Here is a 15851-nt window from a genome sequence, read left to right as displayed (position 1 = left end):
CACTGGAATCGACCTCCTGTAGTAGTGTTCCGACGCCTCTGTCGTCGGAACAGATGCCGGTTGCGATGGGAGTGCGGTCGTGGTTGTCGAAAACACCTTGCTGTCAGGACGATTTCGAGTTGGCCGCAGGCTGGGTGGAGGGGGAGGGGGAGAGGTCTACGCCGTGCGCGACATCCGGTCGGGCAGGGACCTCGCGATGAAGATCCAGGCACCCAGAGTGCCTTTCATGAAAACTCAAACCTACTCGGAGTACGGTGCCGCACTGGAGGACGAGGAAGAGTTCGGGGCGGACCTCGCCGGTGTTCCGGGTCTTGTGGTGGCGGAGGAGGGCGGTGATTTCATGGGACGTCGCTTCTTTGTCATGGAGAAGATCGAGGGGCCTTTGCTGGCCAAGTTCATCGAGGACCGGGCCCCGGTGGACACCCAGAGCATCGCGGCCGTCCTGGTGCAGGTGTGCAGGACACTCGCCCACGTGCATGAGCGCGGATATGCACATAGAGATGTGAAGAGCGAGAACATCTCGGTGGAGTGGAATGGCCGCGTTCGACTCCTCGACCTCGGGTTCGCCGAGAAGTTGAGCAATGCCGATGACTTCTCCCCGACGGGTACGGTGGGATACGTGGCACCGGAGCTGAGTTCGGGTCAACATTTCGATGAACGCTCGGACATCTTCTCGGTGGGTTGCGTGCTTTTCGAGATGGCGGTCATGAAGCTGCCGTACCCGCACTTCTCCGGGTATGCGCCGGTGGAGACCGACCCGTTTTCGCCGCACGACCTGGACCGGATGGATCCGACGCTGCGACAGCTCGGTCTCGGGATGATCGCCTGGGATCCGGACAACCGGCCACGCCAGATGCCCGAGGTGCTGGCTGTGCTGCGGAGCCTCCTTCCCGGCGAGGACGCTCCGCAGCCTCCTCGACGACGTCCGCCGGATCCCGTCCGTTGGCTGTGGGCCAATGAACCGGACGAGACGGCGTCCCTCCGCGGCTCCCTCCCGTGATCAGGGACCGGTGGACTCAGGTGATCCCGGCGAGCCGCCGCACCACCTCGGCTTCCCCGTCCTCGTCCTCCAACTCCCCGCAGAGGTCGCCTGCGCGACGGAGGGCGGCACGCGCCTCGGTCATGCGCCCGTCCGCCACCAGACAGTCGACGAGGTGGAACAGGGCTTGTCTCTCCCTGTCCCGGCGCACGATCTCCCGGTACCTGGTCACCGCAACGTCGAGGTGGGCGGCTGCCTGCCCGTTCTGCCCGAGCGCCAAGTGGATGCGACCCAGCATCACCTGGGCGCTGGCGAAGTCGTTGACGTCGCCCTCCTGGTCGAACAGCTCGGCCGCCCGTGTGCTGTAGCCGAGCGCCGCGGCATAGCGCTTCAGGTCGTGGTTGACCTCGGCGAGACCGTTGAGCACGTCGGCCTCGCCTAGCTGGTCCTCCAGGTCGCGGAACAGGCCCAACGCGGCCAGGTACGACTCCTCCGCGGCCTCGGTGTCGCTCACGGCCAAATGCAGGTTGGCCAGGCCGAACCGTCCGTACGCCTCTCCTCTCCGGTCTCCGGACTCCTCACTCAGCCGGACTGCCACCCTCTGATAGGTCAGTGCCTGGGGGAGCTTCTCCAGGTTTCGGTACGTCCCGGCCAACATGCGATACGCCATTGCCAGGGTGGACTTGCTGTCGGCCCGCTCCAGTGGGGGGAGCGCGTACTGCCTCAGCATCTCCCCTGCGTGGGAGTACAGGCCGCGTCGCCACCAGTACGTGACCATGACCATGGTCAACAGCCACGAGTACCTGTCGAAATCATTGCTTGCCGCGTAACGGATAGCCGCCGTGATCGACAACTCTTCTCCGTCGAGCCAGCTCATGGCCTCTGCTTGGGAGGCCGGTGCTACGACCTCGAACGAGGCCGGGGTCTCGATCGGCAACCGGCGGTCGGGGACCAGGATCTGGTCACACGCCCACGCGTTGTGGAGCAGGAATTCGAGGAAACGCTCGATGTGTCCGCGACGCTCCTCGACGGGGTCGGACTCGCTCAGTTCGAGCGCGTAGTCCCTCACGAGGTCGTGAAACCCGTAGCGGTGGTGCTCGGGGTCTTCCAGCAGGTGGGCCTCGACGAGTTCCTGCAACTCCGCGACGGGCACAAAGCCCATCATGTGGATCAGGGCACCCCTGCTGATCGTCGGTGCGGGAGGCAGGGCGAGAACGCGAAGGACCCGATTCGCTCCTGGGGACAGGCTGTCCGTCGAGTAGGAGAGCGCAACCCGCAGGTTCAGGCTCGAGTCGGTGTGCTCGAGCGCGTCCAGTCGCGTCTGCTGCTCCCGCAGTAGTGCGAGGATCTCCCGAATCGCCCCCCTTGCGTGCTTGCGGACGTGGGCGGCCACGATCATCAGCGCCAGCGGCAGCCCGCCGACCAGCTTGGCGATCTCAGCCAGACGAGTCCGGAAGTCGCGCAACACGCCGGCGTCCAGGTCCGTCGCGAGGAGTTCGACACCCGCAGCCTCATCCAGTGGCGCGAGCACGATCGTGCTCGCCCCGTCCCGGTAACGGAGGCCGTCCAGCCGGTCCCGGCTGGTGATCACGGCCGACGACCCGTGGCCGGGCAGCAGTGGCCGGGCGTGGTTGGCGTCGCGGACGTTGTCGAGCACGACCAGCATCCCCTGGTCAGCCGTCGATGACCGGAACGCGGTGATCATTCCCTCCAGGGTCGAGGGGATCGGCTCGACGCCCACATCCTCGAGCATCCTTGCGAGGACCGCGGTGGTGTCCGCGGGTTCCCCGGGGCCGAAGCCGTTCAAGTCCGCGTACAGGACCTTTTCGGTGAACTGGCGCCCTTTGGAGCGAGCCCAGTACCGGACGAGCTCGGTCTTGCCGACGCCCGGCATGCCGACGACGACGACAATCCCCAAGGGAGTGCCCTCGGCCGGACCGAGCAACCGTTCCAGCTCGGCGATCTCGTGGGTGCGGCCGACTACATCCCGACCGCCCAGGGGCAACTGCTGGAGGACGGGCCGGCCGGTGCGCTGGCCGGATGAGGGGTCTTGCGGCACGTCCCGGGCCGAAGCCTTCCTGTGCGACCGGTTCCTGCGGCTGCCTTCGCGACCGCTGTCGGATTCGAGTTCGAGCAGGACCTCGTCGTCAGGCCACCTGCGAAGCGCGCGTTGTAGTTGGAACGAGAAGTCTTCCCACTTGCCCAAGCCGTGGAGCGCGCGGGCATACGAGGTCAGCACGGTGCGGTGTTCGTCGTCGAGGCGTTGTCGTTCCTTGTCGTCGAGGTAGGGCAGTTCCGGTCCTCCCAGCGGCACGTCGTCCGACCATTCGTCGAGCGCGAGCTTGAGCAGGTCGACCCGGTCCTGGTCAGACGCCTGCATCGCCTGGGACCAATGGTCTCGGAAACGCAAGTAGTCCACTTTGGAGCGATCGAGCTGGTCAATGTCGAGTTCGATCGCCCGTGGCGGGTTGGGGCACACCAAGAGGTCCGGCAGCTTCTCGCGAAAGAGGTTGCACAGCACTCGGATACGAGACGCACCGACCTCCTCGCCGGGCCACAGGAGGCGCGCGACCTCTTCGTGTGTGACCCGGTGCCCCGGTTTGAGCACGAGCATTGTGAGCAACGCTCTAACCTGCCCGGACTCGATGCGTTTGCGCCGCCCCTGCTCATCGAAGACCGCGAAGTACTGAAGAACATGAATCTCGTTCATTTCCCGCCTGTCGACTGGCCGACCAACTCGTTGCTGCTCCTCGCCACAAGCATCCCGGCGGTGTCCAATCCGTCGCTAACGGCTCGCTTACGCTTTCCGGATGAATCCCAGCCTCCGGATGTGCCAAACTTCGACTCGCCCGCCGACATAGACCCGCACGACCCGTTGCGGAGTCGAATCGGCGGCACTGACGAGAAATGGAGAAACGAGATGAACAGGTTCGGGGAAATGGCTGGCGGCACCCGCGCGGTCCGTGCGGGCATGAAGACGGTGTCGTGGCCGCCCCGCCGCAAGCGGGGCTCCCGCCCGGTGAGGCCGGTCCGGACGTCGGCCTCCTGACCATCGTTGGCTCTCCGTGAGGCGTGCTGGCGCTACACGCGGAACCGCGGCCGGGTGACGGGCCGGCGCTAGCCCAAGGGCCGGGCGGTCGAGATTGCTCGGCCGCCCGGCTCGTCGAACCCGAGCCTTTGGAACCCTGCGCCTTGCCGAAAATTTCATCCGCCCAGGTAGACGGCTTGCACTTACTCACCGGTCTTGATCGACCTCTTCGCACACGTACCGTGCTTCGACGTCGCCTCGCCGACGTGAGCACCGTCAAGGTCGAGAAGTGGCCCAATCGGTGGTACCGCTTCGACACCTGATCCGGCACCTTCCGCCGTTTCGTTCGAAGTGCGTTGCGAGTGATGCTCTCTGCACGGCAGTTACCACCACGCGTCGTCAAGACAAGTCAGCGGGCCGTTCCGCGATGTCCTGTGCGGTCTTTTCGGCCTTCACCACGATCAGTCGCATTCGGCCGCCGACGGTGTGGTCGAGTGTGGAGAAATCGCGCCAGGCCATCCGGTAATGGCCGGTAAGGGAGATGGGTTTTTCTCGTCCCTTCGTCGTTCCGACACCGGCCTGTGCCGACCACGCCCGCTCGCCGCCGAGGGTCGCGCCTTCGTGGATCGGAAGGCGTCGGCGGCGGTGGCGCGGAAGGTGACCGGTGGGCGCCAGTCCAGGTCGTCGTTGCTCCACAGCACACCAGGCCGTTGCAGCCGGGTCGGGCGGCTACGAAGCGCTCGACGCGGGAGATGTCCTTGAGGAAGTCGTCGCGGCGGATGTCGTGAGCACCTTGGTTGGGCAGGTCGAACCGCTCACCCGCAGCGGTCCCAGTCCAGCGCTTCTTCAAGTACTTGACCTCGATGACCGTCGACCGGCCGAGGTCTGGCCGGTGCAGCAGCAGGTCCAACTGCTCACGCAAGGCCGGGTCGGGTCGGACCTCGAGGCGGACTTGCACGTGGGGATCGAGCAGGTGTGTCTGCCAGGCCAAGGCGTGCTGGAGGTCGGCTCGCTGTGGAAGACCGCGCCGGCGCGTGCGAGACCGGTCACGAGGTCGTCCAGGCGGATGGTTCCGGCGATCACCATGTCATCCGAGTGGTGGGTGCTCATGCGGGTGTCCTTTCCTGGATCTGCCACGCGCGTGACCCCTCCGGGGTGGTCAGGCGGTCTCTTCCACCAGGGTCCACACCTGCTTGAGCGGAAGGTCCGCTCAAGCAGGTCTGCGGGCAGCGCGGCGTAGTGCTCGAAGACATGGGCCAGGAGGTTGTCAGAATTCCAGACCTTGATGGCGAAGCGCTGTGTGGACAGGTACTGGCATGCCTGCCTGGTGATGCCGCCCCACGCGACGAGCAAGCCGACCACACCGTGGGCGGCCATCGCGCCCTGGAGTTGCCGCACCACGGGCAAGCCGACCTGTCCGGCCTCGGACTTGACCTGCACCACCAGCCTGGGCTCGCCTAGTTGTACTGCCCGGATAGGTTGCGAACAGGGCGACACGTGATCGGATGATCTTGGTATGAGGGAGGGTCTCCGGGTTCGGTGTGGATTGCGACATCTGCACCGACGACCCGGGAGGCCCTCGATTCCTCACGACAACGCACCAAACGCACCCGCCCCTACCGGCCGCAGACCAACGGCAAGGTGGAACGCTTCAACCGCACCCTGCTCGACGAATGGGCCTACGCCCGCCCCTACCGATCCGAGAGCGAGCGCCGGGAGGCATTGCCGCAGTGGCTGCACACCTACAATCACCACCGCAGCCACACCGCACTCAAGGGCCTACTACCCGCCAGCCGCGTCCCCAACCTCACGGGGCAATACACCTAACACACCAACCGCGGAATGGCTGACTTGCTCTCGGTCATCTGTGATCATGATCCTGGAACGCCAACTCGGAGACGCCCGCCCACGGTTCTCCACCGCCGACCGGACATTCCTCGCGGCCCTGCTATGCACCGACTCCCGGCGCAAGAGCTTCGTCGACGCCGACTACTGGTACGCCCGGAGACAGTCCCGCGATGGCACCGCGACCTCCTCGCCCACCGCCACGCAGCCAGATCCCGCCCGGAAAGTCCCGGCCGACCACGGACCACCCGCTCGATCCGCCTCCTGGCGCTGCGCCTGGCGCGGGAGAATTGCACCTGGGGCTACCGCCGCATCCACGGCGAACTCCTCGTCCTCGGCATCAAGGTCGCCGCACCCACTGTCTGGCAGGTCCTCAAGGACGCCGGAATCGACCCGGCGCCCGCACGCACCCGGACGACCTGGTCAACCTTCCTACGCTCCCAAGCCGACGCACTCCTGGCCTGCGACTTCTTCGAGACCAGCACCTTGAGCGGCACCCGACTACACGTACTCGCGGTGATCGAGCACGCCAGCCGCCGGATCCGAGTCCTCGGCGCCACCGCGCACCCAACTGCATCCTGGGTCACCCAAGCCGCCAGGAACCTCGCCATAGACACCGAAGACGCGGGCAGACACGCGCGACTCCTGATCCGCGACCGGGACGGGAAGTACCCGGCACTGTTCGACGCTGTCCTCGACCACACTGGCATCCAGGTCGTCCTCAACGGAGTCCGGATACCGCGGACGAACGCGATCATGGAGCGCTGGATCCGCAGCTTCCGCCGTGAACCTCTCGACCGAACGCTGATCTGGAATCAGCAGCACCTGCTCCACGCGCTGCACGAGTACGAGCGGTTTTACAACACCCACCGGCCTCCCCAGGGCATCGACAACGCCCGACCACTACAACAACTGCCACAGCCAGTCACCGATCAGGCGACCCTCACCCACCTCGACATCCGCCGTCGGCAACGACTGGGCGGCATCCTCAACGAGTACCACCACGCAGCCTGACCTGCACAGACGACATTTTCGGCAAGCACACCGTTCGGGTGACCGCCGCAATGTGGCTCCGACGGTGCTGCGAAAGCGACACGCTGTGACGGGTTGAGCTTGACATGGTTGTCCCGCTGACCTAGACCCCAGCCATGCCCGCTGCACCGAGGCGCAAGTCCGCTGGCGTCGTGACGACAAGTGCCGACGGGCCGACCAGCGGCTATGTGGCCCGTGGTCGCGGTGTGGTCGCATGCGGCAGACGCTCGTGTTCTGCGTCCGACTTCGGACCCAGAACACGAGAGAAGGTCACGATGAGCAACCCTCAACGCGGACGCGTCTACCGACGCTGCGGCTGCCGCGACGCAACCGGCAAGCAACTCGGCGCGCGGTGCCCCCAGCTAGCCGGCGCCCGGCACGGACGGTGGACCTTCGCCGTCGACATGCCCTCACTGGACGGACGACGCCGGACCAAGCGGCGCGGCGGGTTCAGCACCAGAGCAGCCGCTCAGGCAGCGCTTGGGAAAGTGCTCGAGTACGAGCGCACCGGCATCGTCACCAATGACAGGCAGACCGTCGCCGACTACCTGGCCGAGTGGCTGCACGACAAAGCCTCGGCGCTCAAGCCGACCACCATCGCCCGCTACCACGACTATGTCGCCAAAGACCTGATCCCGGCCCTCGGCACGATCCGACTCGACGCGCTCAGCCACCACCACGTCACGGTCTTCATCAGCGACCAGCTCACCGCCGGACGTGGCCCGGTCACGCTACGGCGGTGCGTCGCCACGCTCTCCAGCGCCCTCACCGACGCCGTCCGACAACGACGACTGCCCCACAACCCCGCCCGCTACGCCCTCGTGCCGCGGCCACCCAAGTACGAACCAGCCTGCTGGACACCCGGTGAAGCAGCCCGCTTCCTCCGCTGGTGCCACGACCACAATGACCCACTCGCCGACCTCTTCGAAGTCCTCATCGGCACCGGACTCCGCAAAGGCGAAGCACTCGCCCTGCACTGGAACGACATCAACCTCGACAACCACGTGCTGTTCGTCCGCTACACCCTGTCCAACGTCAACAACACCACCCCGGTCTTCACCACACCCAAGACCAAGACCAGCCGCACCTGGATCGGCCTGTCCGACCGAGTCGTCACCGCCCTACGCAACCAATCGATCCGCCAACCCGGCCGCGACCTCGTATTCACCCGACGCGACGGGCACCCACTCCGCCACGAACACGTCCTGCACCGCTTCCACAGCCTCACCGCAGCAGCAGGACTCCCCCGCATCCGCGTCCACGACCTCCGCCACTTCGCCGCAACCACGATGCTCAACTCACGCGTCCCACTAGCGGTGATCTCACGCGCGATGCGCCATTCGAACCTCTCGACCACCACCGAGGTCTATGGACACCTGCTACGACACGTCGCCCACGACGCCGTCGACGTCATCGCCAACGCACTCCACGAAGCGGACCAAGTCGCCGCACCGGCAGCATGCGACCACACCGCGACCACATAGACCCCCAAAACGAAACCAGCGGGTTCACCATGAAGGTGAACCCGCTGGTCATCGACCGTCGGGACGACAGGATTTGAACCTGCGACCCCTTGACCCCCAGTCGCAGTACGACTGAGCGGCGTGCTCCGGCCTGTTCTTCCAGGTCATCCCCAAGTGTAACCGGCCGAGTAAAGGAGTCTTGGATTTCCGGGCTGCCGGTGACCCGTCAGCCCCAGTTGATCACACGTCCCCCAAGCTTCTGGGAGGCGCACGGCACCTCATGATCCTGAAGGGAACTGCACTCGCCTGGCACAACGACAAGGAGTACGAACTGAACGAAGGCGGCGTGGTGTACCTGCCACGCAACCTGGCCCACGGCTGTCGCATGTTTCCGCGTGATACCGAATCCAGAAGGCGCCAATCGCCGTGGCACCATCGTGCTCGGCTCAGCTGACTCAAGGCCCGTACAACGATCAGCCCAGTACCACAACGTCCCCCGACGAGGAATCCTGGTAACGACAACGGTTCCCCGGCCGATCTCCTGACTACGGGCGTTCGCGCTGCCGCAAGACAGGCACACCGGCCGCTCGCAGGTCTGATCGGGACGGCTGCCTGGGGGTGCGTTGAGCGAAGTCGTAGGTGAACTGACACGAGCTCAAGAGGCCCTTCTGCGGCCTACCCTCCGCCTTTTGGACGGAAAGTGGGCGGCATTCCGGATCGCCGTCTTCCGCTGCACCTTCACCCGCGACCGCAGATCGATCCAGGCAGGTCGGCTGCACGTGCAGGTCGACACCTTCCTCACCGAGTTCCAGAGCGAGGGGGCGGAGGTTCCCCCGAACGCGAACGGGCGGGCGTTGTGCAACCAGTGGGTCAACGACCAGTGGCTGTTCCGGGACCACGACGCGGAAAACAACATCGTGTACTCCCTCACCTCGTCGGCGCTGGAAGCGCTGGATCTGGTGCAAAGCCTGTCGCGTGACCGCGTGCTCGTCTCCGAGTCCAGGCTGACGACGATCCTCGACACCGTGCGGCGATGGGCTCTGGAGGCGTCACCCGACGCGCAGGCGCGCATCGACCGGCTGAACGCCCAGATCAAGGAGCTTGAGGTAGAACGCAATCGTCTCGCCGAGGGCGGTGCCGTCGCCGCGGCGTCCGACGAGCGCATGCTCGACGGCTACACCAACCTCATCGACCTGATCGGGCAGCTCCCGTCCGACTTCAAACGTGTCGAGGAGTCGGTGCTCGAGATGCACCGGCGCATCCTGCGCGACTTCCGGGAGGAGGAACGACCGGTGGTCGAAGTGCTGGATGAGTACCTCGCCAAGCAGGACGAGCTGGTCAAGGGCACTCCGGAGGGGCGGGCGTTCGACGGGGCGTTCGTGCTGCTACGCGACGACGCACTGCTGCAGGACCTGCGAAAGAACGTTCAAGTTCTGCTCGATCACCCGGCGTCCGCGGTCCTCGACAACCGGGATGTCCAGGAGATTCGCGGGGCTGTGAGCGTGATCCGGCAAGGCATGAAGGACGTGCTGACGCAACGCCGCCGGCTGACCGCGACGTTGAAGGAACACATCGTCAACCACGACGTGCTGCAGGAACGCGAACTCGACCGGGTATTGCGTGGAATCGAACGCGAGCTCGTCACGTGGATGGAGTCCGCAGGACCACGTACGGCGGTGCCGCTTGAGCTACTCCCCCCGACAGCGAAGGTTGCCCACCTGAAGGAACGGTTCTGGGAACCGACCACGGCCGCGCCGCCACCACCGTTGGAGGAGGCGGAGGACGATACCGAAATCCTGCCCACCATCGAAGACCTGCGCATGCAGGGCGGACCCTCGCTGGACGATCTGAGAGAAGCCGTCTTGGAAGCGTTCAACAGAGGTGGGGCGGGCACACTCGGGCATCTGTTCAACGCGCTTCCGCTCCCGTTGCGACGCCCGGTCGAGATCCTCGGCCTGCTGCACCTGGCCTCCCGGGTCGACGCGCTGCGGGATGACACCGGGACAGAGGTCTTCGAAGCGATCCGGCCTCATGGCGCCACGCGCCACTTCCTGGCACCCGCGATCTCCTTCAGCAGCAACGAGGTCACAGCACTCAAGGGCGTCAGCCTGGAGGGGCTCTCCGATGAATGATCCGCTCGACCAAGACCTCCTGTTCGCGGAGAGCACTTTCACCGGGCAACTCGACGACGATTTCCTTGGCGGGGACGATGCCGATGACAGCACGCTGGCGTTGTTCGAGGGCGACACAGGGGGTCTCTCGCTTCCGCAACGGCGCACGCTGGTCGCGCTGTTGAAGAACAGGTTCATCTCCTCGTCGCTGAACCCGGCGGAGTGGCGGGTCGTTCGTGAGGATCCAGGGCCGATCAAGGCGCGGCTCAACGACATGTTCCTCGATCTGCACGTGGATCTGTCCTACGAGGTGGCCTTCAAGCGTCAGGCGGCATCAGAGAGCGGAGCACGGGAGTTTCCGACGTTGCTGCATGACGTCCAGTACACCCGTGAGGAGACCATCGCATTGGTGTTCCTGCGTCACCGGTTCCAGAGCGAGCGTGCGGCGGGGCACGAGGACGTGACCATCGAGAGAGACGATCTGGTCGCACACATCGCGTCGTTCCGCCCGAGCCACGCCACAGACAGGTCAGGCGATCGGACGCGCACCGACAAGGCTCTTGAGAACCTCGGCAAGGCGAAGGTTCTCCTCAAGACCAACGATTCCGCACGGCTGCGAGTCTCCCCCGTCATCGCGGTCTTGTTGCCGCTGCCCCGGCTGCACGAACTGTGGGAGTGGCTGAAGAACGAGAACGGCACTCCGGAGGACGGGGATGCAAGTGAGTGACCCCGACGCCTCCCTGTTCTACGTCGCCGGCGCCACCGAAGGCACCACCCAGTGGAAGGCCGAGAACCTCCAGCTCGTCAACTGGGGAGGGTTCCACGGGCACAGCACGGTTGTCTTCGCCCCGACGACCACGTTGTTGTCCGGTGCTTCCGGCACTGGCAAGTCGACGCTGCTCGACGCGTACATCGCGTTGATGATGGACTCCAACGTGCCGTTCAACGGAGCGTCCAACGACGCGACGATCGGCCGCGCGAGAGGCGCCGACCAGCGCAGCCTCGTCTCCTACCTGCGCGGCAAGACGGACACCAGCCGCAACAGCGAGGGTGATCTCGCGGACGAGGTGTTGCGCGGCCACAGCTCCGCCACGTGGGGTGCGCTGGCTATGACCTTCGTCGACGACAACCAGCGCCGATTCACCGTCGCCCGCCTCTACTACGTGCCGAGGACAGCCGCCAAAGACAGCGATCTCGTCCGGAAGCTGTGCACTGTGGACGGAACGATCGACCTGCGCGCTGTCGAACCGTTCGCCGAGGGCAAGTTCGACAAGCGAGCGGTGGAAGGCAGGTTCGCCACCCTCAAGATGCACAAGTCGTACGACGAGTTCTCTCAGAGCTTCTTCACCCGTCTCGGCATCGGGGCGAACGGCGACGGCGGCAAGGCGCTTCGCCTGCTGGCTCGTATCCAAGCAGGCCACCAGGTGCGCACCGTTGACGACCTCTACAAGTCCATGGTCATCGAACTACCCGGAACCTATGCGGCAGCCGACGACGCGGTCGATCACTTCAAGAACCTCGAAGACGCTTACAAGGCAATGGAGACCGAACAGGCGAAAGCCGATGTCCTTCAGCATATCCCCCGCCTGCACGACGAACGTGCACAAGCACTGCAGAACTCCGCTCTTCTGGACAGCCTCGGCTACCACGGCCCCGGAGACAGCCCCTTCGCACTGTGGAAGCTACTGACCGAGGACCAGCTCCTGGAGACCGCCGAGGACAGCAATCGCCAACAGCGAGCCGATGCGAAGCAGGCGAAGGAAGAGGCCGACAAGAAGGTCGATCACCTCACCACGCATCGGAATCAGGTCGCCGATGCTTTGCGGGACAACGACTCCCACAAGATCGTGCAGAGGATCGATGAGGAGATCACTCAGCTTCGGTCTGCCCTCAACGAGTCGACCAAGCAGCGTGACATCTTCGACCAGAAGACCGCCAGGCTCGGACTCGCCGTCGCGAACGAGAACGATTTCAGCACCGCACAACAACTCTCGCAGCAGTTCGCCGACAACTTCGAGGCCGCGTTCACCGCCCGTACCGAACACGGGAACGACCTTCAGCGTGCGATCTACGAACCCAGCCGGGAGAAGAGCGAGCTGATCGGTGAACGCGATTCGCTCGCACACCGCGAAGGCCGCATGGACCGAGGGCTGCACGAGACACGTCTGCTCATCTCTCAGGCCACCGGTATACCTCCGTATGACCACCGTATGACCTCCCGTTCGTCGGAGAACTCATCGACGTCCTGCCCGAACAAAAGAACTGGCGCAAGGCCATCGAGACGACTCTGTTCGGCGTCTCGCGGGTGCTGCTGATCGATGCGAGCGAGCTCGACCGCGTCTCACGCACCATCGATCCTCTTCAGCTCCCCCGCCGCGTCAACTACGAAGGAGTGAGTGCCGGTGCGTTCACCCCGCGACAGCTCAACCCCGTCTATGTGTCCGGCAAGCTGGCGTACAAGGACACCCGCTTCACGGCCTGGGTGCAGGAGCGGCTGACCGCGGCCGGCACCGACGCCATGTGCGTTGACTCCGCGGACCACCTGGGTGGATCACAACTTCGCGTCACCGTGAACGGTCAGACCCGGCAAGGCAGGTCCGGAGCGCACGGCGAGCTCAAGGCGCCGTACGTGATCGGCTTCTCCAAGGAGGAACGCCTCACCGAGATCGCCGACCGGATCAGGGAGCTGGACCAGATCCTCGGGCAGATCGACAAAAAGCTCGAACGCCACAGGCAGGCGATGGCAGCCTTGCTGGGAGACAAGAGCGCTCACGAACACATGCTGGCTGTCGAGTGGAGGGACATCGACCCGGACGGCATCCGAGCCGAGATCAAACTGCTCGACGCACGAAGGGAGACCATCCTCAAATCAGACGACTCCCTCCGGGAACTGCGAGAGCGCCTCGACTCACTGGAAGCGGACATCAAGAAAACGGGCGGGGCCGTCTACGCGGCCGAGGACCTGCTCGAACGGCTCGTCGACGAACAGAAGAAGATCGTCCGCCGCAAGGACCACGTCGTGGACGAGATCCAACGGATCGAGCAGGCCCAGACTGTCACCCTCGCCGACCACCAGAAGACCTACCTCGACAGCGAATTCGCCGACGTCGCCACGCCTGGAGACCTGCGGGACTTCGGTCCGGGCGTGGACCGACTCAAGGGACGGCTCGCTGGCAACAGCAAGAACGCGTTGGGCAAGGCGGAGGGGCTCAAGCGCGAGCTCGAGGCAGCGTTCCAGCGCTACCGCGACAAGTGGCACGACCCCAACCTGTCGGAGTCAGTCGAGAACTACCCGTCGTTCCGGCAGATCCTGGACTCCATCATCTCCACCGGCCTGCACGAACGCCGCCAGGAATGGGCCAAGCGCCTCACCGACTGGTCCGGCCAGGACCTCGTACCGCTCGCTGGCGCGTTCAGCCACGCCATCGACGACATCCGCAACCGGCTGGCCCCGGTCAACGCGATCCTCGCAAGTCTGCCGTTCGGCGCGCACCGGCACCGGCTCAAGATCGACCTGCGCGAGCTGAACCGGGACGACATCGTGAAGTTCAAGCGAGAGCTGAAAATCCTCTCCCGAGCTAACACAGACGACTTCTCCGACACACAGATCCAAAACTGGTTCACGCGCCTGCAGAAGTTCATGGCCATCATCCGCAAGGACAACACGGCGAAGAACACCAACCGCGACTACTTCCTCGACGTCCGCAAGCACATCGTGATCACCGCGGTGTCCTACGACAGCCAGGGACGCGAGCGGTCGACCTACGCCGCGCTCGGCGGCAAATCCGGTGGTGAGACCCAGGAACTCGTGGCGTTCATCGTCGGTGCCGCGCTTCGTTTCCAGCTGGGCGACGAGGTGCACGAGCGGCCCAGGTTCGCGCCGGTGTTCCTCGACGAGGGCTTCGTCAAAGCGGACAGCGAGTTCGCCGGCCGTGCGATCGACGCGTGGAAGGGACTCGGGTTCCAGCTCATCATCGGGGCTCCGTACGGCCAGTTCACCGCGCTCGAGCCGCACGCCGACAGCGTCCTGTACATGGCCAAGAACAGCAAGAGCCACTCATCGGTCAAGCTGCTCTCCCCCGCGACGCCGGCGGCCAAAGCGTCGCAGGACGAGGAATCCGCGTGAAGACACCGAGCACCGTGCTGGCCGATGTCCGCAGGCGGCTGGACCGGACGTGGCCAGCAGACGTTGCCGGAACCGCGACCTCGTGGCCCCACAGGTTCGCGATCGGAGCTCCGACGAAGACTCAGCTCGAATCGGGTTGGACCAACACCTATCAGCCGCTGATACGACAATGGCGCGACTGGGCCAAGGCTCAGCCGGTCATCCTGGACACCGAACCCCGGCGCGTCCACACGACAGTCCAGGACATCCCGACCCACGTCGAAGTCGCCGCACTCAGCACCGCGGCACAGGTTGCCGGCGGCGATTGGCCGCACCGACTGGACCGCGCGCGAGGCCGTCTCCTCCTGCTCACCCAGCGATTCCCGTACGTAGGTGGGCTGGACCGGATACTGAAGGCGCTCAACAGCTACTCCGAGCTCGACTTCGAGCTGGTGCTCAAGGTCTCCGAGTGGTTCCGCACCAACGATGTGTCAGGGCTCACTCCTCGTCAGGTTCCCGTCCCCGGCGTGCACGCCAAGTGGTTGAACACACGGCACGCCATGATCGCCGAACTCTCCGGCCGCGAATCGCTCGGTCTGCTGCCGAGACACCCTGCTCGAGTCCACTTCACCTATCTCGACCCGGTGCACCGGGCCTCGGGGGCGCGCTCGCACGACTCCGCCACCGTCGGCGACTCGTTCATCCCCGCTTACCAGCCCGAACTGGTCATCATCTCCGAGAACAAGGACACCGCGATCCACTTCCCGCCGCTTCCCGGAGCTATCGCCGTCGAAGGCGAAGGGTTCGGTGGCAAGACCGCCGCCGCTCTGCCGTGGCTCACTGGAGCCCCGCATCTCTACTACTGGGGTGACATCGACTCGCACGGCTACGAAATCCTGAACGGCTGGCGTAGCGACGGTGTACCGGTGCAGAGCGTCCTCATGGATCTGGACACGTACGACGCATTCGAGCCGTTCGGAACCAATGTCGACCGAAACGGGCAAGCACTCCGGCCCGGCAACCCGAAACCTCTATCGCACCTGACGTCTGTTGAACGAGCGGTTTACCACCGCTTGCTGGATCCCGGCTGGACAGGAAATCGACGGATCGAACAGGAGCGAATCCCACTGAGCACCGCCGTCGCCGCCATCACCGTGAGATCTCGCTAGCTGTATCCTGTGACGCTCGAAAAGTCATCGCCGCTGGTAGAGCGCGAGTGGGTCACCGTGTTGAGCTCCGCCGCGCAAGCCGCCGACTCCGCGGCCCAGGCACGTGGCTACGCGGCAGC

General features: G+C 65.1%; 11 protein-coding genes and 1 pseudogene. 9 read left to right on the top strand and 3 right to left on the bottom strand.

The annotated features are described in order from the left end of the window. Positions 1-79: 79 nt before the first annotated feature. Positions 80-1000, top strand: a complete 921-nt coding sequence (locus tag ACQPZF_RS11020; protein WP_433270876.1) for a serine/threonine-protein kinase — start codon at positions 80-82, stop codon at positions 998-1000. A gap of 16 nt (positions 1001-1016) precedes the next feature. On the opposite strand, the gene ACQPZF_RS11015 is transcribed toward ACQPZF_RS11020, so the two are convergent. The 3 genes from ACQPZF_RS11015 to ACQPZF_RS11005 all read right to left on the bottom strand — a co-directional run bounded on the left by ACQPZF_RS11015 (position 1017) and on the right by ACQPZF_RS11005 (position 5504). Then, entirely contained in the window at positions 1017-3689 is a 2673-nt protein-coding gene (locus tag ACQPZF_RS11015; RefSeq protein ID WP_433270873.1) for a tetratricopeptide repeat protein, read from the bottom strand. Positions 3690-4406: 717 nt separating this feature from the next. Then, the gene (locus tag ACQPZF_RS11010) at positions 4407-4703 is read right to left on the bottom strand and encodes a hypothetical protein (RefSeq protein ID WP_433270870.1); all 297 of its coding nucleotides are present in this window, start codon (positions 4701-4703) and stop codon (positions 4407-4409) included. A 150-nt stretch (positions 4704-4853) separates the two neighbouring features. Next, positions 4854-5504: a restriction endonuclease gene (locus ACQPZF_RS11005; protein ID WP_433270868.1), complete on the bottom strand. Its 651-nt coding sequence runs from the start codon at positions 5502-5504 to the stop codon at positions 4854-4856. 105 nt (positions 5505-5609) lie between these two features. Between ACQPZF_RS11005 and ACQPZF_RS11000 the strand changes: the two are divergent. From ACQPZF_RS11000 to ACQPZF_RS10965, 8 genes and pseudogenes are all read left to right on the top strand, one after another. Further along, positions 5610-5834: pseudogene (locus tag ACQPZF_RS11000) on the top strand (integrase core domain-containing protein); the annotation flags it as partial. A 534-nt stretch (positions 5835-6368) separates the two neighbouring features. Beyond that, positions 6369-6866, top strand: coding sequence for an integrase core domain-containing protein (locus tag ACQPZF_RS10995; RefSeq protein ID WP_433270865.1), 498 nt, complete (start codon positions 6369-6371; stop codon positions 6864-6866). Between the two features lie 506 nt (positions 6867-7372). Then, positions 7373-8368, top strand: coding sequence for a site-specific integrase (locus ACQPZF_RS10990; protein ID WP_433270863.1), 996 nt, complete (start codon positions 7373-7375; stop codon positions 8366-8368). 602 nt (positions 8369-8970) lie between these two features. Next, the gene (locus ACQPZF_RS10985; protein ID WP_433270861.1) at positions 8971-10479 is read left to right on the top strand and encodes a DUF3375 domain-containing protein; all 1509 of its coding nucleotides are present in this window, start codon (positions 8971-8973) and stop codon (positions 10477-10479) included. Next, complete coding sequence (locus ACQPZF_RS10980; protein ID WP_433270859.1) at positions 10472-11185, top strand: DUF4194 domain-containing protein; 714 nt, start codon at positions 10472-10474, stop codon at positions 11183-11185. Before ACQPZF_RS10985 ends, ACQPZF_RS10980 begins: the two co-directional genes overlap by 8 nt. Beyond that, entirely contained in the window at positions 11178-12773 is a 1596-nt protein-coding gene (locus ACQPZF_RS10975) for an ATP-binding protein (protein ID WP_433270856.1), read from the top strand. Before ACQPZF_RS10980 ends, ACQPZF_RS10975 begins: the two co-directional genes overlap by 8 nt. Further along, positions 12764-14584 carry an SbcC/MukB-like Walker B domain-containing protein gene (locus tag ACQPZF_RS10970; RefSeq protein WP_433270854.1) on the top strand — a complete coding sequence of 607 codons (1821 nt, stop codon included), beginning with the start codon at positions 12764-12766 and terminating at the stop codon, positions 14582-14584. The genes ACQPZF_RS10975 and ACQPZF_RS10970 overlap by 10 nt, the downstream gene beginning before the upstream one ends. Beyond that, positions 14581-15732 carry a Wadjet anti-phage system protein JetD domain-containing protein gene (locus ACQPZF_RS10965; RefSeq protein ID WP_433270852.1) on the top strand — a complete coding sequence of 384 codons (1152 nt, stop codon included), beginning with the start codon at positions 14581-14583 and terminating at the stop codon, positions 15730-15732. Before ACQPZF_RS10970 ends, ACQPZF_RS10965 begins: the two co-directional genes overlap by 4 nt. Positions 15733-15851: the final 119 nt, after the last annotated feature.

It is taken from the genome of Actinosynnema sp. CS-041913 (assembly GCF_050942485.1).
Classification (GTDB): domain Bacteria; phylum Actinomycetota; class Actinomycetes; order Mycobacteriales; family Pseudonocardiaceae; genus Actinosynnema.
Note: the sequence above shows the minus strand (reverse complement) of the source record. Positions and strands in the feature narration are given on the sequence as shown.

Coding starts and splice junctions, on each gene's coding strand:
- ACQPZF_RS11015 (WP_433270873.1), bottom strand. CDS start 3,689: ATGAACGAGATTCATGTTCTTCAGTACTTCGCGGTCTTCGATGAGCAG.
- ACQPZF_RS10980 (WP_433270859.1), top strand. CDS start 10,472: ATGAATGATCCGCTCGACCAAGACCTCCTGTTCGCGGAGAGCACTTTC.